The organism is Streptosporangium heterodermiicola (genome assembly GCF_051390675.1).
GTDB lineage: Bacteria > Actinomycetota > Actinomycetes > Streptosporangiales > Streptosporangiaceae > Streptosporangium.
On sequence record NZ_JBPJSR010000007.1, the window covers coordinates 286,173 to 310,131 of the forward strand.

Annotated in this window: 20 protein-coding genes; 8 read left to right on the top strand and 12 right to left on the bottom strand. The window is 73.1% G+C overall.

Annotated features, from left to right (window positions below; genetic code table 11):
• The first annotated feature begins 20 nt into the window (after positions 1–20).
• The 4 genes from ACSC1Q_RS17980 to ACSC1Q_RS17995 all read left to right on the top strand — a co-directional run bounded on the left by ACSC1Q_RS17980 (position 21) and on the right by ACSC1Q_RS17995 (position 5,263).
• Complete coding sequence (locus ACSC1Q_RS17980; RefSeq protein ID WP_350967871.1) at positions 21–275, top strand: hypothetical protein; 255 nt, start codon at positions 21–23, stop codon at positions 273–275.
• A gap of 123 nt (positions 276–398) precedes the next feature.
• On the top strand, positions 399–1,262 hold the full coding sequence (locus ACSC1Q_RS17985; protein ID WP_436759849.1) for a nucleotide exchange factor GrpE: 864 nt from the start codon (positions 399–401) through the stop codon (positions 1,260–1,262).
• Between the two features lie 142 nt (positions 1,263–1,404).
• Positions 1,405–3,285 (top strand): dynamin family protein, encoded by a 1,881-nt coding sequence (locus ACSC1Q_RS17990; protein WP_436759850.1) that lies wholly within the window; start codon positions 1,405–1,407, stop codon positions 3,283–3,285.
• Between the two features lie 49 nt (positions 3,286–3,334).
• Positions 3,335–5,263: a dynamin family protein gene (locus ACSC1Q_RS17995; protein ID WP_436759851.1), complete on the top strand. Its 1,929-nt coding sequence runs from the start codon at positions 3,335–3,337 to the stop codon at positions 5,261–5,263.
• Between the two features lie 159 nt (positions 5,264–5,422).
• Here the strand turns inward: ACSC1Q_RS17995 and ACSC1Q_RS18000 are convergent, their stop codons facing one another.
• The 3 genes from ACSC1Q_RS18000 to ACSC1Q_RS18010 all read right to left on the bottom strand — a co-directional run bounded on the left by ACSC1Q_RS18000 (position 5,423) and on the right by ACSC1Q_RS18010 (position 10,232).
• On the bottom strand, positions 5,423–8,113 hold the full coding sequence (locus ACSC1Q_RS18000) for an Hsp70 family protein (protein ID WP_436759852.1): 2,691 nt from the start codon (positions 8,111–8,113) through the stop codon (positions 5,423–5,425).
• Between the two features lie 214 nt (positions 8,114–8,327).
• Positions 8,328–9,257 carry a hypothetical protein gene (locus ACSC1Q_RS18005; protein WP_436759853.1) on the bottom strand — a complete coding sequence of 310 codons (930 nt, stop codon included), beginning with the start codon at positions 9,255–9,257 and terminating at the stop codon, positions 8,328–8,330.
• Between the two features lie 39 nt (positions 9,258–9,296).
• Positions 9,297–10,232 carry a S66 peptidase family protein gene (locus tag ACSC1Q_RS18010; protein WP_436759854.1) on the bottom strand — a complete coding sequence of 312 codons (936 nt, stop codon included), beginning with the start codon at positions 10,230–10,232 and terminating at the stop codon, positions 9,297–9,299.
• A 30-nt stretch (positions 10,233–10,262) separates the two neighbouring features.
• Here ACSC1Q_RS18010 and ACSC1Q_RS18015 point away from each other — a divergent pair, with 30 nt between their 5' ends.
• On the top strand, positions 10,263–11,153 hold the full coding sequence (locus ACSC1Q_RS18015) for a sulfotransferase family protein (protein ID WP_436759855.1): 891 nt from the start codon (positions 10,263–10,265) through the stop codon (positions 11,151–11,153).
• A gap of 165 nt (positions 11,154–11,318) precedes the next feature.
• Here the strand turns inward: ACSC1Q_RS18015 and ACSC1Q_RS18020 are convergent, their stop codons facing one another.
• The 6 genes from ACSC1Q_RS18020 to ACSC1Q_RS18045 form a co-directional block, all read right to left on the bottom strand.
• Positions 11,319–11,657, bottom strand: coding sequence for a transposase (locus ACSC1Q_RS18020; protein WP_436759856.1), 339 nt, complete (start codon positions 11,655–11,657; stop codon positions 11,319–11,321).
• 84 nt (positions 11,658–11,741) lie between these two features.
• Positions 11,742–13,616 (bottom strand): ABC transporter ATP-binding protein, encoded by a 1,875-nt coding sequence (locus ACSC1Q_RS18025; RefSeq protein WP_436759857.1) that lies wholly within the window; start codon positions 13,614–13,616, stop codon positions 11,742–11,744.
• 298 nt (positions 13,617–13,914) lie between these two features.
• Positions 13,915–14,718 (bottom strand): enoyl-CoA hydratase/isomerase family protein, encoded by an 804-nt coding sequence (locus tag ACSC1Q_RS18030; RefSeq protein ID WP_436759858.1) that lies wholly within the window; start codon positions 14,716–14,718, stop codon positions 13,915–13,917.
• Between the two features lie 132 nt (positions 14,719–14,850).
• On the bottom strand, positions 14,851–15,066 hold the full coding sequence (locus ACSC1Q_RS18035; RefSeq protein ID WP_030904785.1) for a helix-turn-helix domain-containing protein: 216 nt from the start codon (positions 15,064–15,066) through the stop codon (positions 14,851–14,853).
• A gap of 114 nt (positions 15,067–15,180) precedes the next feature.
• Entirely contained in the window at positions 15,181–16,779 is a 1,599-nt protein-coding gene (locus ACSC1Q_RS18040; RefSeq protein WP_436759859.1) for an ABC-F family ATP-binding cassette domain-containing protein, read from the bottom strand.
• Positions 16,780–17,087: 308 nt separating this feature from the next.
• Entirely contained in the window at positions 17,088–17,744 is a 657-nt protein-coding gene (locus tag ACSC1Q_RS18045; RefSeq protein ID WP_436759860.1) for an acVLRF1 family peptidyl-tRNA hydrolase, read from the bottom strand.
• Positions 17,745–17,875: 131 nt separating this feature from the next.
• Here ACSC1Q_RS18045 and ACSC1Q_RS18050 point away from each other — a divergent pair, with 131 nt between their 5' ends.
• From ACSC1Q_RS18050 to ACSC1Q_RS18060, 3 genes are all read left to right on the top strand, one after another.
• Complete coding sequence (locus tag ACSC1Q_RS18050) at positions 17,876–18,973, top strand: EAL domain-containing protein (RefSeq protein ID WP_436759861.1); 1,098 nt, start codon at positions 17,876–17,878, stop codon at positions 18,971–18,973.
• A gap of 155 nt (positions 18,974–19,128) precedes the next feature.
• On the top strand, positions 19,129–20,466 hold the full coding sequence (locus ACSC1Q_RS18055) for an aminotransferase class V-fold PLP-dependent enzyme (RefSeq protein WP_436759862.1): 1,338 nt from the start codon (positions 19,129–19,131) through the stop codon (positions 20,464–20,466).
• 49 nt (positions 20,467–20,515) lie between these two features.
• Positions 20,516–21,367, top strand: coding sequence for a siderophore-interacting protein (locus ACSC1Q_RS18060; protein ID WP_436759863.1), 852 nt, complete (start codon positions 20,516–20,518; stop codon positions 21,365–21,367).
• A gap of 310 nt (positions 21,368–21,677) precedes the next feature.
• Here the strand turns inward: ACSC1Q_RS18060 and ACSC1Q_RS18065 are convergent, their stop codons facing one another.
• The 3 genes from ACSC1Q_RS18065 to hisG all read right to left on the bottom strand — a co-directional run bounded on the left by ACSC1Q_RS18065 (position 21,678) and on the right by hisG (position 23,926).
• Positions 21,678–22,484, bottom strand: a complete 807-nt coding sequence (locus ACSC1Q_RS18065; protein WP_436759864.1) for an NmrA family NAD(P)-binding protein — start codon at positions 22,482–22,484, stop codon at positions 21,678–21,680.
• Between the two features lie 91 nt (positions 22,485–22,575).
• Entirely contained in the window at positions 22,576–22,890 is a 315-nt protein-coding gene (locus ACSC1Q_RS18070) for a hypothetical protein (protein ID WP_436759865.1), read from the bottom strand.
• Between the two features lie 190 nt (positions 22,891–23,080).
• Positions 23,081–23,926 (bottom strand): ATP phosphoribosyltransferase, encoded by an 846-nt coding sequence (hisG, locus tag ACSC1Q_RS18075; RefSeq protein ID WP_436759866.1) that lies wholly within the window; start codon positions 23,924–23,926, stop codon positions 23,081–23,083.
• Positions 23,927–23,959 lie beyond the last annotated feature (33 nt).

The following is a 23,959-nucleotide window of genomic DNA, read 5'->3' on the forward strand; positions in this document are numbered from 1 at the left end:
CACCGGAAAGGATCGGACCAATGAGCGATTTCGATGTGAGCACCACTGACCTGGTCGACTACGACGGCGACGGAGGCACCGACGCCCAGCTGATCGACATCGACGGCGACGGCCTCGCCGACGAGGAGCGCTACGACACCGACGGCGACGGCGTCACCGACGTCGTCTACCTCGACCACGACGGCGACGGCTACATCGACGAGACGCGCGTCGACCTGAACGGCGACGGGGTCGCCGACTACACCGAGACCTCGGGCCCGTTCCCGACCGTCTAGCCGTCTCGACCGCCTGAACCGTTAGAACCGTTTGAACCAGCGAGACCGGCACGAGCCCGTGTGATCTCACCGAGGGGGGACCCGGATCCGGGTCACACGGGCGGCCGACGAGGAAGGCCTGCGATGAGGGACCGACGCGCGTTCCTTTCCCTGTTTCTGGCCTGGCCGGCGCTGACCGGCTGCGGCGCGGTGCCCGGATTCGGAGGGGAGGCGGCCGGCGCGCCGCCGGCACCCCTGCGGGACGGCGGCGTGCGCTCCCTGCGTCCGGGGGAGGCGGGGTCCGGCACGGTGGGGACGGTGGGAACACCGTTCGGGTTCCTCCCCCTGCCCCTGGTGCTCGCGGTGGCGGCGGGCGTCCTGGTCGTGGTCGCCGTGGTGGCCGCGGGCCTGTACCTGCGGCGCCGCGACCCCCGCGCCGCACCCCGGGCGCCCCTGCCCGGCACCTGGCAGGCGGCTCCCGCACCGCCCCCGATGCCGCCGTTCCCCTCGGGCGGGGCGGTACCGGCACCGGGGCGGCCCGGCGCGGGTCACCCCGCCCCGCCGGCGGGTCCACCGGCCGATCCGTCGGCGAATCCGTCGGCGGACCCGCTGGCCGGGGCGCTGGCCGAGGTCGCGGGGAGCGGGATCAGCGCCGCGCTCACCCAGCAGGTGGAACGGCTCCTCGCCGGGGGCCACCCGGGGCGCGAGGCCCTGGTGACGGCCTGCGTCGGCTACCGCGACCAGCTCGCCGAGCGGCACCCCCGGCTGGCCGGGACGCTGCTGGAGGCGCTGAACCGGGCGGGCGTCCGGGAGCTCGTCGCCGACGGCGAGCGCTTCGACCCGCGCCTGCACGAGGCGGCGGGCACCGAGGCGGCCGGGCGCCCCGAGCTGCACGACATCGTCGCCGAGACCGTCAGGCGGGGGTACGCCGACGGCGAGCGCGTGATCCGCGTGCCGCAGGTCGTCGTCTACCGCCACGGGTCACCGGACCCGGGCACCGGACACTGAGACGCCTCCCTCCCCGCTTTCACCGAACTCCCGTACCCACCGAGGAGGAGATCCCGGACATGCCCGCTCAGACGCCTCCGCCGGACGGCCGGACCCTCGTACCCGCCCGCGAGAACACCCCGGGCGGCCGGGGCGGTGACGCGTGAACGCCGGGCCCGCCGACCTGCTGCGCGGCCTGTGCGACACCATCGCGGCCAGGCTCTCCGGCGCGGAGCTGCGCGAGCGGGTGCGGCAGGTGCGCGCCGGGCTCGACGCGCCGCTGCGGGTCGCGGTGGCGGGCGCGGTGAGCAGCGGCAAGTCGACGCTGGTCAACGCGCTGCTCGGGCTGCCCGTCGCCCCGGTGGACGCGGGCGAGTGCACCTTCGTGGTCACCCAATATGAGTACGGCGAGGACGACGGCCACATCACGGTCGAGCTCACCGACGGCGGGACGGCCCACTCCCGGCTGCTGCCGGGACACCGGCTCCCCGCCGAGTTCGGCGTCGACGTGGCACGGATCCGGCGCCTGCGGGTCACGCTGGACCTGCCGTCGCTGCGCACGATCACCATCGTCGACACCCCCGGCATGAACACGGTGACGGTCGCCAACGAGCGGGCGGCCAGGAGCATGCTGTTCGGCTCGGGCGACGAGGACGACCGCGCGCAGGCGATGATCTACGTGCTGCGCTACGTCCAGAAGTTCGACGACACCACCCTCGCCGAGTTCCGCGGGCTGACCGACGCCTGCGGCATGAGCTGCGTCAACACCCTCGCCGTGCTCGGCCAGGTCGACCGGCGCGGCGACGAGGGCGACCCGTGGCCGACCGCCAGGCGGCTCGCCGCCAAGGGGTACGCGGACCTGCGCACCTCCGTCTTCGACGTGGTCCCGGTGATCGGCCTGCTCGCCGAGACCGCGCGGGCCCGCCCGCTGGACACCGAGGACGCGGCCGCCCTGGCGGCGCTGGCCGGGCTCGACGAGGACGACCTGGAGGACTACCTCCTGGACCTGGACGACTTCCGCACGGCGCCCGAGCTGCCCGTACCGGCCGAGGTGCGGCACCGGCTGGTGGAGCGGCTGCACCGCTACGGCATCACCAGCGCGGTGGACGCGGTGCGCGCGACCGGGACCGCCGACCCCGGGGCGCTCGCCGCCCACCTGCTGGAGCGTTCCGGGTACTCCTCGGCGGGCCGGGCCGCGACCGGCTCGGTGGCCGCGGGCATCGCCCACTTCGCCCGCCGCGCCGACCAGCTGAAGGCGCTCGACGCGCTGACCCGGCTGCGCGCGATCGCCCGCACGCCCGCGCTGGGCGCCGACCGCGCCACCCTGGACGCGCTCGCGGCCCAGCTCGACGAGAACCGGCCGATCGCGACCTCCCTGGGCGGCCTGCGGATCTTCACGGCCGCCGAGGCGCTCGGCCGCGGCACGCTCGTGCTGAACGAGGAGATGACCGCGGAGCTGCTGCGCCTGGCCCGCCACGACGAGCCCGCCGAGCAGCTCGGCCTGCCCCCGGGGGCCGCGCCCGCGGAGGTCGCCGCCGCGGCCACGGCGGCGTCGATGCGCTGGCGCACCCTCGCCATGATGAGCGAGGGCAGGACCGGCGGGCACCGCGCCAGGGACGTGCTGACCGTCCTGGAGGACCTCGTCTCGGCGGCGCTGGACGAGGTGGAGCTGGAGAAGGCGGCCCTGGAGAAGGCTGCGCACGGGACCGCACAGGGCGGGCGGGCGCCCTCGGCGGGTGCCGGGGGCGGCGAGGCGCTCCCCCCGGTCCGGGTGGACCCCGCCGCGATCGAGGCGCTGCGGGCCTCTCCCATGGTCCCCGCCGACGACCGGCGGGCGCTGGAGCTCCTGCTGGCGGGCGCCGAACTGGCCACCCAGCTCGGGGCGCCGCCCGGGGCCCCGCGCGCCGAGGTCGCGGGCTACGCCGCCGCCCTGGGCGCCCGGTTCCGCACCCTCACCCACCGGCCGCTCTCCCTGCGGCAGCGGCGGGCGGCCGAGACGCTGTGCGAGGCGTACGAGACCATCTGGGCGCACTACAGCGCCTGAGACGGCGCGGGCCCAAGCCCCTGAACCATCCCCGACAGGAGAAAAGGACATGACGACCCCCGACCCGACCGGCCCCGTGGCCAGGCTGCTGCGCTACGCCAACGAGGTCCACGCGCTGGCCGGGCAGTGCGGCAGGAAGGACCTCGCGGAGGTGCTGGCCGCGTGCGCGGGCCGCTGGAAGGACGAGTGCACCGACATCGTGGTCGCCGGGGCGCAGAAGCGCGGCAAGAGCCGGCTGCTCAACACGCTGGTGGCCCACCCCGACCTGCTCCCCGTCGACGCCGACGTCGCCACCAACTGCTTCCTGTCGCTGCGGCGCGGCCCCCGGCTCGCCGCCGTCGTGCACCGCAGCACCGACGCGGGGCCGGTCCAGACGCCGATCACCGTCGAGTCGATCCCCGACTACGCCTCGATGCGCGGCGACGCGGGCAAGCGCCGCGACGTCGTCAGCGTGGACATCACCCTCGACAACCCGCTGCTCGACGGCCTGCGGCTGCTCGACACCCCCGGCGTGGACAGCCTGACGGTGGGCCACCGGCAGGTGACGGTGGCCATGCTGCAGCGGGCCGACGCGCTGCTGTTCACGCTCAGCGCGCAGGACCAGCCGGTGCTCAGGCACGAGCTGGAGTTCCTCGCCGAGGCCGCCGAGCGGGTCCAGGCGATCGCGTTCGTCCTGACGAAGGTGGAGGACTCGGCCAACTGGCGCGCCCTTCAGGAGGAGAACAAGGCCAGGCTGAGGACCTTCGTCACCGAGGCGATCGCGGCGAGTCCCGGCAGGGCGGCGACGCTGGCCCCGCTCCTGGAGGCGCCGTGGATCCCGGTGAGCGCCAAGCTCGCCGAGGCCGCCGAGGCGAAGCGCCGCGAGGGGCGTACGGAACGCGCCGACAGCCTGCGGGCGCGCAGCGGCATGGACGCGCTGGAGCGGCACCTGCGCGGCTTCGCCGAGGGCAGGGATTCCGCGCGGGGCGCCACGGTGGTCGCCGCCGCGCTGTCGGTGCTGGGATCGCTCGCGACCGGCGCGAAGGACGACGTCGCCGTGGGCTCCGACGACGAGGGCGACGTCACCGCCAGGCTCGCCGAGGTGGACGCCGGGCTGGCGGAGCTCACCGAGCTGGCGGGACGCCGCAGGGCGGGCGCGGTGGCCAACACCTTCCTCGGGCGCGAGGTGGCGGGCATCGTCGCGGCGCGGGTGTCGGAGATCCGCCAGCCGTACGAGAACACGATCGCCACGCTGAAGAAGCAGGCCCAGATCGACCAGTACATGGCGGAGCTGCCGGAGAGCGTGCAGCGCTCCCTGGAGGCGGCGTGGTCGCAGATCGTGTACGACGTGGAGAGGCTGGCCAGGACCACGCTGGACGCCTTCGCCCGCGACCTCGGCCTCGACCCGGTCGACCTCGCCACCGACGGCCGCGCGATGCCCAGCCTGACGCAGGTCCAGGTCAAGGGCGACCTGGCCGCGGACGACCCGGGCAGCGTGGACCTGATCAGGGACGTGCTGCCCTCGGCCTCGATCGGGCTCTCCCTGGGCGGCTTCGCCACGGCCCTGCTCGGCCCGGTGGGCTTCATCCTGGTCGCCCCGGCCATCGGGGCGGCCATCTTCATGGGACGCCGCTCGATGGAGAAGGTGCAGCGCAGCCAGGCGGCGATCAGGGGGGCGCTGCGCGACCAGTTCTCGGTGGTCGCCAGGGAGATGACGCTCGACCTGGAGCGGATGGTGGCGACCTGGCGGGTGGGCGTCGAGCAGACCGCGGACGAGAGCCTGGCCCGCCGCCGCAGGGAGCTGGAGACCAGGCGGGCCGAGCTGAGGTCCGCCTCCGCCCGCTCGGCCGCCGACCGTCTCAAGGCACGCAAGTCGGGCGAGGACCGCATCGCCGCGATCGCCACCCTCACCACGCGCGGCCAGGAACTCCGCCGGGAACTCGCCACCGCGGTCGCGGCCCTGGGCGCGGAACGACCGGTGCCCGCCGCGACGCCCTGACCGGGTATGACGGCCGGATGTGACGCGCCCGCGATGACCGGCCGCGCGGTCGTCGCCGCTCGCCGCCGGGGAACCGGGGGCCGGGACGGAGGCGTGACACACCCGTCCAGGCCGTTCGGGCCCCGCCTTCCCCGGCAGGGACCTAGACGGCCCGAACGGTCAGAGCGGCAGGTGCACCAGGGTGGCGGGCTGGTCGCGGGCGCCGCCGGTGGCGTCGTCGGGGCGGTGCAGGCAGAGCAGGCCCGTGGGAACCCTGGCGACCGGCTCGAACGTCCCCGGCGTGCGGTGCACCTCCCGCGCCCCGCCCGGGGTGACGTGCAGCAGCCTGCTGCGTCCCGCGTCCCGCATCGTCATCCACATCGAGTCGCCGTCGGCGACGAACCTGGGACGCTCCCAGCGGTGCCGTGAGGTGAGGTGCCCGGCCAGCGCCGCCGACTGCTTGCCCATCAGGAACTCCAGCGTCTGGGAACGCCGGTCGAAGATCCCGACCGACCAGCCCCTCGCCGGGCTCACCTGGTCGACGCCGACCGCGTAGATCTGGCCGCCGGCCGGGAACCAGCGCAGCGCGCCGCCCCGGGGACGCGGCATGACCAGCCTCGTCCTGCCGTCCGCGGTGTCGGCCTCCAGCCCCGCCGAGCCGGAGGTGAACCACCTGCCCTGGTGCAGGACCACCTGGTGCAGCCAGCTCCGCCCCGGCTCGCGCACCGTCGGGCGCACGACGCCGCCGGGGTCGACCAGGCACAGCACCTGCCACGGCCTGAAGTCCTGGTGCCGGTTCTGGAACATCGGCTTGTTGCTGGTGAACTGCCCGAGCACCACGGTGCAGCCCGGCGCGCCCACCGAGGGCGACGGCTCGGTGCCGCTGGGGGCCTCCTGGTCGAACAGCCGGCGCAGCCTGTTGTCCTCGTTGAGGAACCACTGGGCGTACGGGCCCAGCTCGCGCGGCTGGGGAGCCTGGAAGGCGAAGGTCCCGGCCAGGTCGAGCTCGATCATGGCCAGCTGGCCGGTCTCCCCCCAGGGCAGGCCCATCGAGGTGTCGACCGGGACGGCCTGCCGGGACTGGAAGAAGACCCACGCCGCACGACCGTGGGCGATCACGGTCGGGTCGCCCCACGTCTGCAGCGGGTGGGTGGCGCGGATCGCCAGGTCGGGGGTGAGGGTGCGGACCAGCACCTGCGCGGGCCCCACCTGCTCCACGGCCACGACGCCCTCGCCGGACGCGGCCCACTCCACGAGCCTGCCGAAGCGGAGCTCCCGGTCGTGGCGGCCCCCGATCCCGTCGAGCCTGCGCAAAAAGTGGCCGTTGTCGAAGGCCTGGTGGACGAAGACCCGGCCCGCCTCGGCTCGCGCCTCCAGCACGGCGTCCGCGACCTTCTCGATCCCCTGGACCACCGGCCCGCCCGCCGCGCCTCCTCCGGCACCCCCGGGCGCCCCTGGTGGGCCGGTGGGGGCCCGGTGACCGCCGGTGGCGCCGTCCTCGGGACCGGTGAGCACCCGGTGGTCCCCGGTGGCGCCGCCGGCCGGGCCGGTGAAGGCCCGTGGGGCGGGAATCGACGCGCCGGGAGGACGGTGGCCCACGGCCGGGGAGTCCGCCGGGGAGCCGGTGAAGGCCCGCTGCCCCGTGCCGGAGACCTGCCCGGTGCCGGGAGCGCCGGAAGGGCCGGTGAAGGGCCGCTGCCCCATGCCGGAGACCTGCCCGGTGCCCGGAGCGCCGGTGGGCACCGGGTGGCCGCCGGTGGCGGGACCGGGTCCCCCGGGCTCGCGGTGCTCGACCTTGAGCTTCCAGGCCAGCTGCGCGGCGCCGTACGCGACCACGATCTTCGGGTCGTCGTAGGTCCTGACCCGCTCGCCGAAGCGCTCGCGCACGGCCTTCTGGACCAGCGGCATCCTGCTGGGCCCGCCGGTCATGAAGACCGCGGCCAGCTCGTCCGACCCGACCCCCGCGCCGCGGATCGTCTCGTCGAGGATGTCGACGGTCCTGACGATCTCCTCGCCGATGAGGCCCTCCAGGTCGGCCCTGGTGATGTGCACGTCCTCGTTGATGCCGACCACGTAGTGGGAGGAGGTGTCGAACTTCGACAGCGTCTCCTTCGCCTCCCTGGCCATCTTGAGCAGGTCGGCGGCGTAGCTGACGTAGCGGCGCTCGGGGTTGGTCGTCACCTGCAGCCACCAGTCGGCGTCGAGCCGCTCGATCTGGGCGCCGAGGAAGGCGAAGACCTGCTCGTCGAACCCCTCGCCGCCGATCTCGTCGCTGCCCCCCGGCTCGCCGACGACCGCGAAGTCGCCGCCGTCCACGGTGAGCACGGCCGCGTCGAACGTGCCGCCGCCGAGGTCGTAGACGGCGAGCCGCGATCCACCGCCGGTCGCCCGCCCCGCGGACGCGAAGTAGCGGGCCGAGGCCACCGGCTCGTCGATGAGCGCGATCCGCACGCCGCTGACGACCTTCCGCGCCGCCGCGAGCAGCACCGCCTTGCGGTCGGCGCCCCAGGCCACCGGGTGGGTCAGCGCGATGCAGTCGGGGTCGGCGCCGTCGAACCGCCGCCGCCCCTCGCTGACGAACAGCTCCAGCAGCGCCGCCAGGGCGTCGGCCACGTCCACCGGGACGCCGCCGAGCAGCATCCGGCCCCGGCCGACGTAGCGCTTGGGGTTGCGCTCGACGCGCTCGGGGCTGATCGCGATGCCCCGCTGGGCGACCCTGCCCGCGACGAGCGTCCCCCGCTCGTCCAGCATGACGGCGGAGGGGATGCGCCGCTCCCCCTCGACCTCCAGGACGTCGAAGCGCCCGTCCGCCGCCATCACCCCGGCGGAGAAGCTCGTCCCCAGATCGACACCGAGGCACCACTGCGCCATGTCCACTCCTCGTACATCGGGCCCCATCGTCCCGCGTCCGGCGGCCGGCGGCCACGGCCGGGGCGCGGGCTGGAGCGCCGGTACCGATCCGGGCCCCGGAGCGTCGGCGGCCGGGACGGGCGCGGGAACGTCCCATCATCTCGCGTCCGCGCCGGTGCCGTCTCCACCGCCCACGATTCCGCCGTACGGGAAAGGCCTCGCGCGTGGCGGGTCGTCAGCCGCCGGTGGCGCCGTCGGGGCGGACGGCGAGGGCGGCGAGGACCCGGGCGAAGTCCGGCGGGGGCGCGACCACCAGCCGGGTCTGCCCGTCCTGGCTGACCAGGTCGGCCCTGATCAGGGAGAGACGCCCGCCGTGCCACCAGTAGACCTGCGGGCTGAGGGCGCCGGCGCGCCTGTCGAACTCCCGCTGGGCGAACAGCCGCAGCCGCTCGATCGCGCGGACCACGCCGATGCCCTCGACCGGGTGGACGATCAGCGTCGCCGGGTCGGGCAGGGCGACGAGGACCCCGTCGGAGGGGACCGGCAGGTAGTCGCCCAGCCTGCGCAGATGGGCGGCGGCGCCCTCGGTGGGGCCGGTCAGCCTGCGGACCGCCACACCGCCGAGGTCACCCTCGGTGACCGAGAGCCGCTCCTCCCGGTGGGTGTTCTCCAGGGCGAGGTCGAGCGCCTGGCCCGCGGTGATCGGCCAGCAGCCGACCTCCTCGGGGCGGACCGGCCGCCCGGAGGCGGCGTCGCCGATGGTGAGCACCTCGACCAGGTCGGCGGTGAGGTGGCGCCCGACCACGCGGGCCGGGTCGAGGTCGTCGTCGAGCTGGATGCGGGTCCGCAGCATCGGGCGTACCTGCTCCAGCTCGCAGGCGTCGAACGGCTCGTCCGCCGTGGCCAGGGTGTGGGACAGGTGCTCGGAGACGAGCATGGGCCAGTCCTCGCGGGAGCGCCGGAGCGCCTCGGCGCGCAGCCCGGTGAGCCGCACCACGACCCGGCGCGGGCCGGTGAGCGTCAGGGCCCCGCCGCCGGGATCGAACGCGCAGGTGTAGCCGAGATTGTCCGCGACCAGGGCGAGCAGGGAGTCCAGATCGACCTCTTCGACCGGACGCGGCGGCGTCTCGGTCCGCCGGTCACGGTGCCGCCGGAACAATCTCACGCGTGCGCCCCCTCTGCCGGTTTCCTCCTAGGTTCGCACCTAGCGTGCCTTGTCGGCGCCCCCTGTTGAGTAGGCCAGAGAGCACGATTTTGCATCAATAGCACCAAGTGCCCCGAGCAATACAGAAAACTGTGGCTTTCCATGCCCTATCGGAAGCCCGGCGATCACTGGTACACCGAGCGGCGCGAGCAGCTCCTCCAGCACCGGGTACGGGTCGCCGCAGCCGACCCAGGACCCCAGCACGAACCCGGCCGCCCCGTCGAGCGCCCCGGCCTGCAGCAGCTGGGTGAGCATCCTGTCGATCCGGTACGGGGCCTCGGTGACGTCCTCCAGCAGGACGATCCTGCCGCGCGCCGACAGCGCGTACGGCGTGCCGCAGAGCGCGGCCAGCAGGGTGAGGTTACCGCCGGTGACCGGCGCGGTGACCTCACCGGGAACGATCACCCGGTCGCCGGTGATCGTCGGCGGGGCCCCGGCGAGGGCGGCCGTGAGGTTCTCGAAGGTGCGCGGCTCGGGCCCCTCGGGATCGCTGATCGTGGAGCAGGCCGGCATCGGCCCGAACCAGGAGGCGACGCCCAGCTCCACGGCGAACGCGCTGTGCAGGGCGGTGACGTCGCTGGAGCCGACCAGCGCCTTGGGGCCGGCGGCCCGCATGGCGTCCCAGTCGGGACGGCCGAGATGGCCGAGGAGGCGGGTGGCGCCGTAGCCGCCCCGGGCGCAGAACACCGCGCTCACCGCGGGGTCGCACCAGGCGTCCCGCAGATCGGCCGCGCGGCCGGCGTCCGGGCCCGCCAGGTAGCGATCCCTGCCGAGGACGTGGGCGCCGACGACGACCTTCAGCCCGAGCCCTTCCAGGACGCGGATTCCGCGCGCCAGCCGCTCGGAATCGGGAGGTCCGGAGGGGGCGACCACCGCCACCGTGTCGCCCGGACGCGGCGGAGGCGGGACCCGTATCGCGGTGGCCGGTTCGTTCACTCCGCAAACGGTGCCACACTGGGCTTTCATATGCGACCTCCGCCCCACATCCTGGTGGTCAACGGCATCAAGGTCCGCAGGCCGGTGTTCGTGCTCGCCGCCCCGCACTCCGGCGCGGATCTGCTGGCCCGCGCCCTGAAACGCTCCCCCGGATTCCACGTCACCATGGGGCGGGCGGCGGTGGCGCACGTCGTCTACGCCTTCGCCCGGCGGCCCTCGATCGCCGGACGCGGCATGGGCGCGACCCGCGTGCTCCGCGACGCCATGGCCGAGTCCTGGCAGATAATCCCCGGCGCCTGCGAGGAGTGCCCGGCCCCCTGCCGCGAGGCGGGCGGAGTGACCGGGGCGGGGCCCTGCGTGGCCTCGGGCTCCGTGACCCGCTTCGGCGACGCCAGCCCCGACCTGCTCTACAGCGCCTCGGTGCTGCTGCAGGCCTTCCCCGACGCCCGCTTCGTCCAGCTCATCAGGGACGGCCGCGACGTGGCCGCCGACATGCTGGCCGACCCCGACTCCGTGACGTGGTTCAAGCGGGCCATGCTCAGCGACGAGACGGAGTTCCCCAACCCGTTCCTCGGCGTCAACTCCGGCGAGCACCGCGAGCGCTGGAAGGCGATGCCGACGGCGGGCAAGTGCGCGCTGCGCTGGCGCAGCGCGGTGCGGCTGTCGGCCTCGCTCCACCAGGAGCTGCCCCGCGAGCAACTGCTGACCCTGCGCTACGAGGACCTGGTCTCCTCCCCCGCCGAGGCCCTGGACGGGCTCTCCGGCTTCCTGGAGACGCGGGTCCCCAAGATCGCCCTGCTGGGCCGGAGCGTGCCCAAGGTCGGCGTCTGGCGCACCCGCCTGCGCGGGCAGGACGCCGAGCTGGTGGCCAAGGTCGCCCGCGAGGAACTCACCCGCCTGGGCTACGCGTCGCCGTCCTGACGCCGGTCCGCGTCACTCTTACCCCGGCCCGCGTCGTCCTGACGCCGACACGGCGGGAGCCTGGCGCTTCGCCTCGGGAGCACGCGGCGGCCGCCGCCTATCCCCGGAGCCGGTCCACGCGGGCCCGGCCGCCGACACGGCGGGAGCCGGGCGGACGCGGCGCGGTCACCAGTTCGGGACCTCGAACGTCGCGCCGGGCCGGATGTCCCCCGGAGGGGCCGCCCCGGGAGCCGGATCCTCGCCGCTCCGCAGCGTGTCCAGGATCGTCTCCCAGGTGCCGTCCGCCGACCAGCGGCGGTGCCGGTTGTAGACGGTCTTCCAGTTGCCGTACGTCTCCGGCAGCTTGCGCCAGGGGCAGCCGGTCCTGGTGCGGAAGAACACCCCGTCGATGATCGTGCGGTGATCGGCCCACCGGTTTCCCCGCCGGGCGTGAGCGGGCAGCGACGGCGCCAGCCGCCCCCACTCGTCGTCGGTCAGGTCATCGCGTTTCAGCCGGTCTTCCACGTCCCCATGATCTAACACCATTGGTACCGGAAGATCCACTCTTGGGCGCGCCGCCGGGACATCCGGTGCGGGGACCGGCAGGGGTCAGGAGGTCTGACTGAACTGGGTCCGGTAGAGCTCGGCGTAGACCTCTCCCCTGGCCAGCAGCTCCTCGTGGCGGCCCCGCTCGACCACCCGGCCGTCCTGGACCACCAGGATCTGGTCGGCCTCGCGGATCGTGGAGAGCCGGTGGGCGATCACCAGCGAGGTGCGCCCGGCCAGCGCGATCTTCAGCGCCTGCTGGACGGCGGCCTCGGACTCGGAGTCGAGGTGCGCGGTGGCCTCGTCGAGGACGACCACCCGGGGCGCCTTGAGCAGCAGCCTCGCCAGGGCCAGCCGCTGCTTCTCGCCGCCGGACAGCCGGTGGCCCCGATCGCCCACCACGGTCTCCAGGCCCTCGGGGAGGTCCAGGACCAGGTCGGAGATCTGGGCGGCCCGCAGGGCGTCCCAGATCTCCTCGTCGGCCGCCCCCGGCCTGGCGTAGCGGAGGTTGGCACCGATGGTGTCGTGGAACAGGTGGGCGTCCTGCGTGACGACCCCCACGGTGTCGCGCAGGGAGGCGAGGGTGGCGTCACGCACGTCCAGGCCGTTGACGCGGACCGCGCCCTCGCCGACGTCGTAGAGCCGGGAGACCAGGCCGGTGATGGTGGTCTTCCCCGCGCCCGAGGGGCCGACCAGGGCGACCATCTCGCCGGGGCGGGCGGTGAAGGTCACGCCGCGCAGCACCTCGTGGCCGGGCCCGGTGTCGGGGCGGGCCACCGCCTCCAGCGAGGCCAGCGAAACCTCCGAGGCCGACGGGTATCTGAACCGGACGTCCTCGAACTCCACGGAGGCCGGCCCGCCGGGGAGGGGCCTGGCGTCGGGCCTCTCGGCGATCATCGGCCGCAGGTCGAGGACCTCGAAGACCCGGTCGAAGCTCACCAGCGCGGTCATCACGTCCACGTGCACGTTCGACAGGCTCGTCAGGGGGCCGTACAGGCGCATCAGGAGGGCGGCGAGGGCCACCAGGGTGCCGAGCTCGAAGACGTCGGAGACGGCCAGCACGCCGCCCACGCCGTACACCAGGGCGGTTGCCAGCGCCGCGACCAGGCCGAGCGCGACGCGGAAGACCGTCCCGTACATGCCGACGGTGACGCCGACGTCGCGCACCCGCCCCGCCTTGTCGCCGAAGGCGGCGGTCTCGTCGGCAGGGCGGCCGTACAGCTTGGCGACCATGGCCCCGGCGACGTTGAACCGCTCGGTCATCATGGTGCTCATCTCGGCGTCGAGCTCCATCTGCTCGCGGGTGAGCCCGGACATCTTCCTGCCGACCCACTTCGCGGGGAAGATGAAGATCGGCAACAGCACGAGGGCGACAACGGTGATCTGCCACGAGAGCACCAGCATCGCGCCGAGGACCAGCACCAGCATGACCACGTTGGCCACGACCGACGACAGGGTGCTGGTCAGGGCGCGCTGGGCGCCGATGACGTCGGTGTTGAGCCGGGAGATCAGGGCGCCGGTCTGGGTGCGGGTGAAGAAGGCCACCGGCATGCGCTGGACGTGGTCGAAGACCTCGGTGCGCAGGTTGTAGATGAGACCCTCGCCGATCCGCGAGGAGAACCAGCGCTGGGTCAGGGTGAGCGCCCCGTCGACGACGGCCAGCCCCGCGATGACCAGCGCGAGGGCGATCACCACTCCCTGCCGCTTGGCGATGACGCCGTCGTCGATGATCGCCTTCATCAGCAGCGGGTTGGCGATCACGACGACCGAGCTCACCACGACCAGCGCGAGGAAGGCGGCGATGTGCCGCGAGAACGGCCGCGCGTAGCGGGCGATGCGTCTTACCGTGCCCGGCGCGAGCCGCTGCTTGGTCACCGACCTGTCACGCCGGAACGACACCATCGCCTGGGGGCCGAGCCCTCCGCCCATCATCGCCATACGGCCTCCTCTCCCGATGCGAGCACCGGGAGAGGCACGATCATTCCCCTGTCAGCTCCGGGCGAACAGCACCGGAGTGCCACCTGGACGGGCCGCGTGACGGCCCTCCGCGAATCACGACCCCGGCCCTCCGCGGATCACGAACGCGATCCTCCGTGGATCACGACCTCGGCCTTCCGTGAACGGCGGACACAACCCTCCGCAGATCACGACCCCGGCCCTCCGCGGATCACGAACGCGATCCTCCGTCGCTCACGAACCCGGCCCTTCGCGGATCGCGGACCGCGAGCGGGACGGCCTACCCGAAGAGCGCCTTGACGCGCCCCGCCTGCTCGCGTGCCTCGGCCGCGCTCTGCTCCTCCAGCGTGCGCCCCGAAGCACCCTGAAGCAGCCGCTTGGTCGCCGTCGCGGCGTCGCGGTTGGTCGCCAGCAGCGCGTCGGTCAGGTCGCGCACGGCCTGCGTCAGCTCCTCCGGCGCGACGACCAGCTCGGCCAGGCCGATCCGCGCCGCCTCCTGCGCCCCCACGACGCGGGCGGTCAAGCAGATCTCGACGGCCCTGGACAGGCCCACCAGGTCGACCAGCGGCTTGGTGCCGGTCAGGTCGGGAACCAGCCCGAGGGCAGGCTCCTTCATGCACAGTTTGGCGTCGTCCGCCAGGACCCGCAGGTCACAGGCGAGCGCCAGTTGGAACCCCGCGCCGACCGCGTGGCCCTGAACGGCGGCCACGGAGACGATGTCGGGACGCCTCAGCCAGAGAAAACCCCGCTGGGCCCGCGCCACCCGCGCGGCGAAATCCGCCTCGTCGAGTGTCGCGGAGGACGCGAACGACCCCTGCCCCGGAACCCCCTCCGGGGTGAACATCCTCAGATCGATCCCCGCCGAGAAGGACGGCCCCTCACCTCTGATCACGACGACCCTCACCTGCTGCGGCAGGCCGTCACCGATATGAGCCAGAGCCGACCAGGTGGCGAACGTCTGAGCGTTCCGCTTCTCCGGACGGTCCAGCGTGATCGTCGCGATCTCGCCGTCCACCTCATAGCGCAGACCGACCTCCTTGAGAGAGATCTCCTCCGCACTCCCCCCGAACGCCACTTCCGCCATCGCTGTTCTCCCACCCTCGGTGTCCGCCTCGCCCGAGCCTATCGACTCTCCAGAATGAGGTTCTACAGGTCCGGGCGGGGACGGTCTCAGCGTGGGGGACGAGCGGCTGCGGTCGCGCGTTCCGAGGCGGGGTCAGCGCTTGGACTTGCCTCGGGTGGCGCCACCGCGCCCGCGCAGAGTCACACCGGACTCGCTCAGGATGCGGTGGATGAACCCGTACGACCTGCCGGTCGAAGCGGCCAGGGCACGGATGCTTTCACCCGCGCTGTAGCGCTTCTTGAGATCGGAGGCCAGTTTTTCACGATCGGCCCCGGTAACCCGGGTGCCCTTCTTCAGAGTCTCGGCCACGAGTACCTCCTGTAGTGCCAGACTTCCGCAGCGTTACACACGCCATGATCAGTCATTTCAGCGAGATCGGCTACCTACTCCACGGGAAAAGATCCGTACCCGCTCAAATTAAGATCAGGCAAGTGCCACAAGATCGGAAAATTCGTCGCTCCACGCGTCTTCAACTCCGTCAGGCAGCAAGATCACCCTATCGGGTCGTAGCGCCTCTACAGCCCCCTCATCATGCGTGACGAGCACAATCGCCCCAGAATAGGACGTTAGCGCCGAAAGAACCTGCTCTCTGCTCGCCGGATCGAGGTTGTTCGTGGGCTCGTCCAGGAGCAGGACGTTGGCCGCCGACAGCACCAGCGTGGCCAGCGCGAGCCGCGTCTTCTCCCCGCCCGACAGCACCCCCGCGGGCTTGTCCACGTCGTCGCCGGTGAACAGGAACGAGCCCAGGACCTTGCGCAGCTCCACGTCGGGCAGCTCTCCCCCGGCCGAGCGCATGTTCTCCAGCACGGTGCGCCCGGGGTCGATCGTCTCGTGCTCCTGCGCGTAGTAGCCGAGCTTGAGCCCGTGTCCCGGCTTGACCGCGCCGGTGTCGGGCTCCTCGATGCCGCCGAGAATCCGCAGCAGAGTGGTCTTCCCGGCACCGTTCAGGCCCAGGATGACGACCCTGCTCCCCCTGTCGACGGCGGCGTCGACGTCGGTGAAGACCTCCAGCGATCCGTACGACTTCGACAGCCCCTCCGCCATGATCGGGGTGCGCCCGCACGGGGCGGGCTGGGGGAAGCGCAGCTTGGCGACCTTGTCACCGCGCCGCTCCACCTCCAGGCCGGACAGCAGGCGCTCGGCGCGGCGCTGCATGTCCTGCGCGGCCTTGGCCTTGGTGGCCTTGGCGCGCATCTTGTCGGCCTGCGACATCAGGGCCGAGGCCTGCTTCTCGGCGTTGGCGCGCTCACGCCTCCTGCGCTTCTCGTCGGTCTCCCGCTGAGCCAGGTAGGACTTCCAGCCGACGTTGTAGGTGTCGATCACCGCACGGTTGGCGTCGAGGTGCAGGACGCGGTTTACCGTCGCTTCAAGAAGCGAGACGTCGTGGCTAATAATGATCAAGCCGCCCTGGTGAGATCGTAAAAAATCACGAAGCCACCCGATTGAGTCCGCATCTAGGTGGTTTGTCGGCTCGTCAAGGAGGAGAGTCTCCGCCCCGCTGAAGAGGATCCTGGCCAGCTCAACCCGCCTGCGCTGCCCTCCGGAGAGGGTCTCCAGCGGCTGGCCGAGCACCCGGTCGGGCAGCCCGAGGCTGGAGGCGATGGAGGCGGCCTCCGACTCGGCGGCGTACCCGCCCAGGACGTGCAGCCGGTCCTCCAGGCGCCCGTAGGCGCGGACCGCGCGGTCCCTGGTGCGGTCGTCGGCCGAGGACATGCCCGCCTCGGCCTCGCGCAGCTCGCGCAGCACCTGGTCGAGCCCGCGGGCCGACAGGATGCGGTCGCGGGCGAGCACGTGCAGGTCGCCGGTGCGCGGGTCCTGCGGCAGGTAGCCGACCTCGCCGCTGATGGAGACCGTGCCCGAGGCGGCCGACCCCTCCCCCGCGAGCACGCGGGTCAGCGTGGTCTTCCCGGCCCCGTTACGGCCGACGAGCCCGATCTTGTCGCCGGGGTTCACCCGGAAGGACGCACCCTCGATGAGCAACCGGGCCCCGGCCCGCAGTTCGATGTCAGAAGCTACGATCATGGTTGGAGAACACTCCCAGCAGGAAATACACAGGCTCACTTCACTGAGGCCGAACCCGCCGCGCCCTGTGTCTCCCGGCTCTCGGCTCGGCCGTCTCGCCTTCATCGGGACGACGGTCAATCGGGAGTGCGCATACCGATCAGTGTACGGCGCGACACCGGGCGGCTTCTCCACGATTTGACGAGCCCCTCGCCCGAGTCCCCTCGCCTCAGCCCCCTGGCCCCGGCTTCCTCACCCGAGTCCCCTCGCCCGAGCCCGCCCATCCGGACCGCGTCCACCCGGACCCCGCCCGCTCAGGCCCTGTCCGCTCAACCGGGGTCGCTCACCCTGATGCGGACCGCGCGGAACTGGGCGGGGGTGTCCTTGAGGACCACCAGCCGCGGATCGGGGACCGTCAGGAAGGGCTCGGTCTCCAGCGCGAAGACCGGCGCGAGCCTGCGGTCGGGCCGCAGCGCGTCGACCGCGCGCCGGTCGCCGCCCAGCACGACCGCCTCCAGCTCGCCCACGTGCGGGCCGAGGACGCGCAGCGCCACCTCGGCCGCGGCCTCGTGCGCCTGGTCCACCTGCTTCTCCCTGCGCCGGGCGAAGCGCCGCTGCGACCAGCCGCCCGCCGCGCTGCGCCCGTGGACCTGCCGCGAGCCCACCTTGGAGGAGAGGAGCTCCTCGCCCTGGAAGATCCCCGCCGCGTGGCCGCCCAGCCGTACCAGCAGCACGCCGATCCTGCGCTCGGTGCGCACGTGGGTGACGAGGCGCGCCATCGGGCCGCCGCCCGAGGAGGTCAGCGGCGGGAACGGCACCTGGCACTCGGCGACCGCGCCGTCCGCGCCTTCGAGGCGTACGACGGAGTCCGAGGCCGTCACGCCCGGCGGGCCGTGCCGGTCGACGAAGCCGTCGATCCAGCGGTTCAGGCGCTCGGGCGCCACGGAGACCCAGCGGCCTCCCCCCTTGGCCGGTCGCGACGTCATGGAACGCGACACTACCGGCTGACCTCCCCGAACACACGATCTCGCTGGTCAAGTCCAACGTATGGCGAAATATCGGTGAACATCACACTGCGTTACTTCTGTGACGGTAGAGAATGCCCCATGCTCGGAATGTGACGACCAGAGCGCATACCGTTTCGCAGGTCTCCGCGGCGGGCGTGGGTGTCACGCCTGTCGTCGATCTCGACACCGGGGGCGTCATCGCCTTCCAGGCGAACGACGAGGGCCGCGGGAACATCTCCTCCACCGCTCAGACGGTACGCGACGTCGCCGCGAGCGAGGTCCTGCTCCCCCTGGTGCTCACCCTGCCGACGGCCGCGGTGATCGGCGGCTCGGCCGCGCTCGCCCCGCTGCACGAGGCCCTGCGCGCCTCGGGCCGGCGACCCGGCGAGGTGATCCTCACCGTACGAGGCGACTTCGGCCAGTTCGAACGCCGCTCGCTGCTCACCGGGCTGGAGGGCCTGCGCGCCATCGGCTACCTCGTCGCGGTCGGCGACCTGGGCACCGGGCACGTCCCGCTGGACCTGATCGCCGACGCGGCGCCGTACCTGGTGGTGATCTCACCGGACCTGATCGCCCAGGTTCCCCGCGACCCGCGCCGCGCCGCGATCGGCGAGGGCGTGGCGCGGCTCGCGCGGGGAACGGGCGCGCACGTGCTGGCCCCGGGCGTGCGGGACGAGGCCCAGCTCGCCGCGATCCGCGGCTGGGGGGTGCGGCTGGCCCAGGGCCCGCTGCTGGTCCCCGGCCCGTCGGGACGGGTGCACGTGCCGCTCCCGGTCGTCGAGCAGGAACCCTCGCGGCTCCTGCTCGGCCCCCGCGTCCACGAGTTCCTGCTGCCCGCGGTGACCCTCCCCTACGAGGCCACCGCCGAGGCCGTGATCGACGCCTTCGGCAGCGAGCCGTCCATCACCAGCGTGATCCTCGTCGACGAGTACCAGCGTCCTCGTGGCAGCCTCGACCGCAGCCGCTTCCTGCTCTCGATCGCCGGGCGCTTCGGCCACGCCCTGCACGGCAAGAAGGCCGCCGGGCGGCTGGCCGACCCCGCGCGCACGGTTCCCAAGACCACCCCCGCCATAGCGGCCATGCAGGTCGCGGGCCGCGACGCCGAGCGCGTCTACGACGACCTGGTCGTCACCGACGAGGTCGGCCGCTGCATGGGCGTCGTCCGGGTCGCCGACCTGATCCGCCAGGTGGCGGCCATGCAGCGCTGAGGTCTCTCACACGCCCGAGGAACGGTCCTTTTCGCCGTCCCGGCGCCACCGCCTTTACGTTGTAGATTTCGAGTACCGGCCCGGTCCCCCTTGGCAGGCGCGCATGATCACGGTAGGAAGGGCACAGGGGGCGAGACGACGGCAAGGGGTACGGAATGGACGATCGCGGACCTCGGGTCGGGCGGCGAGGACTGCTCGGGGCGGGACTCCTGGCCGGAGCCGGAGCCGCGCTGTCCGGGTGCACCCCCGGCGACGGGCCCGCCTCCCCCACCGCCCCCGCCGCGTCGCAGGCTCCGCCGTTCGACCCCGCCAGCTGGGAGTCGGTGCGGGCCCAGTTCCCGCTCGACCCCTCCTACGCGCAGTTCGCCGCCTACGTCCTCGCCTCCCACCCGGCCCAGGTGCGGCGGGCGATCGAGGAGCACCGGCGCGGCCTCGACACCGACACCGACGCCTACCTGCACGGCGAGGACAGGGAGGGGCCGGTACGCGAGGCCGCCGCCGCCTACCTGGGCGCCGACGCCCCCGACGTCGCCCTCACCGACAGCACCACGATGGGCCTGGGCCTGCTCTACAGCGGCATGCGGCTGCTCCCCGGCCAGGACGTGCTCACCACCGAGCACGACTTCTTCGCCACCCACGAGAGCCTGCGGCTGCTCGCCGCCAGGACCGGCGCCGAGGTCCGCAGGGCCCGCCTGTACGACGACCCGGCCAAGGCCTCCGCCGACGAGATCGTCTCCCGGCTGAAGGCCGCGCTCACCCCGAGGACCCGGGTGGTCGCGATCACCTGGGTGCACTCGGGCACCGGGGTGCGGATGCCGGTCAGGGCGATCGCCGACATGGTCGCCGAGGCCAACCGCTCCAGGGACGCCGAGGACCGGGCGCTGCTGTGCGTGGACGGGGTGCACGGCTTCGGCGCGATGGCCGACGACGTGGAGGAGCTGGGCTGCGACTTCCTGGCCAGCGGCACCCACAAGTGGCTGTTCGGCCCCCGGGGCACCGGCGTCCTCTGGGGCAGGGGGCGGGCCTGGGGCGCGCTGCTGCCGGTGATCGCGAGCTTCTCCGGCGTGACCGTCGACCCGGGCACCGGCGACGAGCCGTACGGCCCGGGCGGGCTCCTGCACACCCCCGGCGGCTACCACAGCTTCGAGCACCGCTGGGCGCTGGGCGAGGCGTTCGCCTTCCACCGGGCGATCGGCAAGGAGCGGGTGGCGGCCAGGATCACCGAGCAGGCCACCCGGCTCAAGGCGGGGCTCGCGGCCCTGCCCAACGTGCGGCTGGTCACCCCGGTCTCCGCCGAGCTCTCGGCCGGGCTGGTCTGCTGCGCGGTCGACGGCATGGACGCCCCCACCGCGGTGGGCAGGCTCCGCCGGGACCACCGGATCATCACCAGCGCGACCCCGTACCAGGATGTCTACCTGCGCTTCGGTACCGGTATCGTCACCACCCCGGAGCAGGTGGACCAGGCGGTGAAGGCCGTCGCCTCGCTCCGATGACGTATGGTACGAGTTAGGCTTACCTAACCTTGACCCCACGGAGTGACCCATGGCAGACGAGAAAGCCGAGCGCCGCACCCCGAAGGTGACGAGCGGCCTGGTCCGGCGGGTCGAGCGGCTCACCCCCCACATGATCCGGGTGGTGCTCGGCGGCGACGGTCTCGCCGGTTTCCGCGCGGACGAGTTCACCGACCACTACGTCAAGCTGCTCTTCGCCCCGGCCGGGGTGAGCTACCCGGAGCCGTTCGACATGGAGGCGATCCGCCGCGACCTGCCCCGCGAGCAGTGGCCCACCACCCGCACCTACACCGTCCGCCGCTGGGACGCCGACGCGCGCGAGCTGACGATCGACTTCGTCCACCACGGCGACAGCGGCCTCGCGGGGCCGTGGGCCGCCCGGGTCCGGCCGGGCGACGAGCTCCACTTCTTCGGCCCCGGCGGCGCGTACGCGCCCGACCCCGAGGCCGACTGGCACCTGTTCGCGGGGGACGAGAGCGCGCTGCCCGCCATCGCCGTCGCCCTGGAGAACCTCCCCGCCGGGGCACCGGCCTGGGCCTTCATCGAGGTCGAGGGCCCCGAGGAGGAGCAGAAGATCGACTCCCCCGGCGACGCGAAGATCGTCTGGCTGCACCGCGGGAGCGCCCCGTACGGCGAGACGCTGGTCAGGGCGGTCCGCGAGCTCGACTTCCCCGAGGGCGACGTGCACGCCTTCGTCCACGGCGAGGCGGGCTTCGTCCGCGACCTCAGGCGCCACCTGCGCGCCGAGCGCGGGATCCCGCTGGCGAGACTCTCCATCTCGGGTTACTGGCGCCTGGGCCGCGACGACGAGGCGTGGCGCTCCTCCAAGCGCGAGTGGAACGAGCGGATCGAGGCCGAGGAGGCCGCGACGCTCTCCTCCTGAGCCGCCCTCCCAGGCGCGGCGCCGAGGTCGGGCCGGAGAACCCCGGGGCGGGCTCGGGGACCGGTTCGCACACGGGCACTCAGAGGGGGGAAGGCCGGACAAGCCGCTGCGCGGAAGGTTCGTCCTGCGGCTTGACGCGCCGGCCGCCCCGGGCCCCGGGGCGGCCGTCGGGATCGGAGAGGCCGGGGCGCTCTGCCGGCCCTGTTGCGGACCCGTCTGAACCTGTGCGGCGGGTTCGAGCTCGACATGAGCAAACGGCTCGACCTCGGCTCACGTGGACGGCGACCGGCCGGCAGAGATCAATCCCGGCCTAGAAACGGTCCGCGTGCTCGTCCGTCCACTGTGCGAACGTACGCGCCGGACGGCCGGTCACCCGTGCGACCGTGTCGTCCACGGTCGTGGAGGAAACACTGGGCTCGGCGTACCAGCCGACGACGTACTCGGCGTCGGCCTGGGACACGCCGGTGGCCGTCAGCCTGTCGACCGCCTGTTCGTGCGTTATCTGCTCGAAGGCGATGTCGCGGCGGATGGCCCGGGACAGGATCGCGATCCGTTCACGCGGGGTCAGCGGTTCGGGTCCGGTGAGGTTGTAGGACCGCCCCGCATGGCCCTCGTCGAGCAGTGCGACGGCTGCCACGGCCGCGATGTCGGCCTCGTGCACCAGCGCGCTGGGAAAGTCGTACGGCTCTCGGACCACTCCCTCGGCTCGGATCGATTCGGCCCAGGTCAACGTGTTGGACATGAACTCCTGTGCTTCCAGACGTGTCCATTCCACGCCTGAGTCCGCCACCGCCTGCTCGGCCGGGCCCACCCAGCCGCCCCACAGCACGGTGAGGCGCCGAACGCCCGCGGCGACCGCCCGCTGGACCAACTCGGGCCCGACCTCGGCAAGCCCGGCCGTCACCGTGATGTGCAGCCGGCTGACGCCGTCGAGTGCGGCGTCCAGCTTCTCCGGTGCCGTGTGCGTGCCGGCCACCAGCTCCACCTCGGCCGGAAACCGTCCCGCGGCCGCGGCCGGATTCCGCGTCAACGCCCGAACGCGCTCTCCTCGGCGGACCAGCTCCGCCACAACGTGCCGGCCGGTGTTCCCGGTGGCACCCGTCACCAATGTCGTCACAGTCGAGTTCCTTAAGGTCGTCCGTCAGGAGCGAGTCGCCTGCGACCCTAGGAAGTCAACCGCGCTTGAGGTCAAGAAGCCCGCCCGGCGCTCAGCGGAGCGGTCGTGGTCGTCCTCGTCTCGGGCTGACAATGCAGGCCGTGCCGTACTTCCTGACCCTGTACTTCCAGGACATCCTTGGCTTCAGCGCCCTGGAGACCGGGCTGGCGTTCCTTGGCCCGGCCCTGTCGATCACGGCCGGCGACTTCCTCGGCGAGCGGCCGATCCACCGCTCCGGCACCCGGAGCACGCTGATCACCGGCATCGTCGTCAACGCCGTGGGCGCCGCGCTCCCGGCCCCCGGCACGCAGGCGGACGGATCCGTCCTCACCGTCCTGGCCGGGGTCGTCGTCATCGGCCTGGGCATGGGCGTCACCTACGAGGCCAGGTGGATCGCCGCCGGCACCGGCGTCTCGGCGGACGAACAGGGCCTGGGCCTGGGCCGGGGCCGGCGGGTGCGGCGGGGCGGTGGCGCGTGGCACGCCGGGGGCACTCTTCCGCCTCTCCCGAGTCGCCCTGGCGATCGGTTCGTACCCGAGCACCAGGACGGAGCCGGGTCAGAGACGGCAGGCGAAGATGGCGGTCACCAGGATGGCCTTCGCCCCCATCTCCCAGAGCTGGTCCATGATCTGCTGGTGCCCCTTGCGCGGGACCATGGCGCGGACCGCGACCCAGCCCTCCCGGTGCAGCGGGGAGACCGTCGGCCCCTCCATGCCCGGGGTGAGGGCGATGGCCTCCTCGATCCGCTCGGCGCGGATGTCGTAGTCCATCATCACGTAGTCGCGCGCCACCAGCACGCCCTGCAGGCGGCGGACGAGCTGCCGCAGGCCCGGGGTCTCCTCGGTGCCGATCCCCTTGATCAGCACGCCCTCGGAGCGGGTGATCGGCTCGCCGAACACCTCCAGGCCGATGTTGCGCAGCGTGGTGCCGGTCTCCACGACGTCGGCCACCGCGTCGGCCACGCCCAGCCGGATCGCGGTCTCGACCGCGCCGTCCAGCTTGATCACCCGGGCCTCGACACCCCGCTCGGCGAGGTAGGCCTCCAGCAGCCCCGCGTAGGCGGTGGCGACGCGCCTGCCCTTGAGGTCGGCGACGGAGTCGAAGTCGCCGGGGTTGGCGGCGAAGCGGAAGGTGGAGCGGCCGAAGCCGAGCGGGATGATCTCCTCGACCCGCGCGCCGGAGTCGTGGAGCATGTCGCGGCCGGTGATCCCGGCGTCCAGGGTGCCCTCGCCGACGTAGACGGCGATGTCCTTGGGCCGCAGGAAGAACAGCTCGCAGGAGTTCTCCGGGTCGGCGACCACGAGCTCCTTGCTGTCCTTGCGGACGCGGTATCCGGCTTCCTTGAGGATCGTCTGGGCCCCCTCGGTGAGGGCGCCCTTGTTGGGTACGGCGAGACGCAGCATGACGGGATTCCTTACGTGTGGACGGGAATTGCC

Bases quoted from the DNA above. Each gene is read 5' to 3' on its own strand.
- ACSC1Q_RS17980 (WP_350967871.1), top strand. From the start codon at position 21: ATGAGCGATTTCGATGTGAGCACCACTGACCTGGTCGACTACGACGGC.
- ACSC1Q_RS17985 (WP_436759849.1), top strand. From the start codon at position 399: ATGAGGGACCGACGCGCGTTCCTTTCCCTGTTTCTGGCCTGGCCGGCG.
- ACSC1Q_RS17995 (WP_436759851.1), top strand. From the start codon at position 3,335: ATGACGACCCCCGACCCGACCGGCCCCGTGGCCAGGCTGCTGCGCTAC.
- ACSC1Q_RS18000 (WP_436759852.1), bottom strand. From the start codon at position 8,113: ATGGCGCAGTGGTGCCTCGGTGTCGATCTGGGGACGAGCTTCTCCGCC.
- ACSC1Q_RS18015 (WP_436759855.1), top strand. From the start codon at position 10,263: ATGCGACCTCCGCCCCACATCCTGGTGGTCAACGGCATCAAGGTCCGC.
- ACSC1Q_RS18025 (WP_436759857.1), bottom strand. From the start codon at position 13,616: ATGGCGATGATGGGCGGAGGGCTCGGCCCCCAGGCGATGGTGTCGTTC.
- ACSC1Q_RS18030 (WP_436759858.1), bottom strand. From the start codon at position 14,718: ATGGCGGAAGTGGCGTTCGGGGGGAGTGCGGAGGAGATCTCTCTCAAG.
- ACSC1Q_RS18040 (WP_436759859.1), bottom strand. From the start codon at position 16,779: ATGATCGTAGCTTCTGACATCGAACTGCGGGCCGGGGCCCGGTTGCTC.
- ACSC1Q_RS18045 (WP_436759860.1), bottom strand. From the start codon at position 17,744: ATGACGTCGCGACCGGCCAAGGGGGGAGGCCGCTGGGTCTCCGTGGCG.
- ACSC1Q_RS18055 (WP_436759862.1), top strand. From the start codon at position 19,129: ATGGACGATCGCGGACCTCGGGTCGGGCGGCGAGGACTGCTCGGGGCG.
- ACSC1Q_RS18060 (WP_436759863.1), top strand. From the start codon at position 20,516: ATGGCAGACGAGAAAGCCGAGCGCCGCACCCCGAAGGTGACGAGCGGC.
- ACSC1Q_RS18070 (WP_436759865.1), bottom strand. From the start codon at position 22,890: ATGCCCAGGCCGATGACGACGACCCCGGCCAGGACGGTGAGGACGGAT.
- hisG (WP_436759866.1), bottom strand. From the start codon at position 23,926: ATGCTGCGTCTCGCCGTACCCAACAAGGGCGCCCTCACCGAGGGGGCC.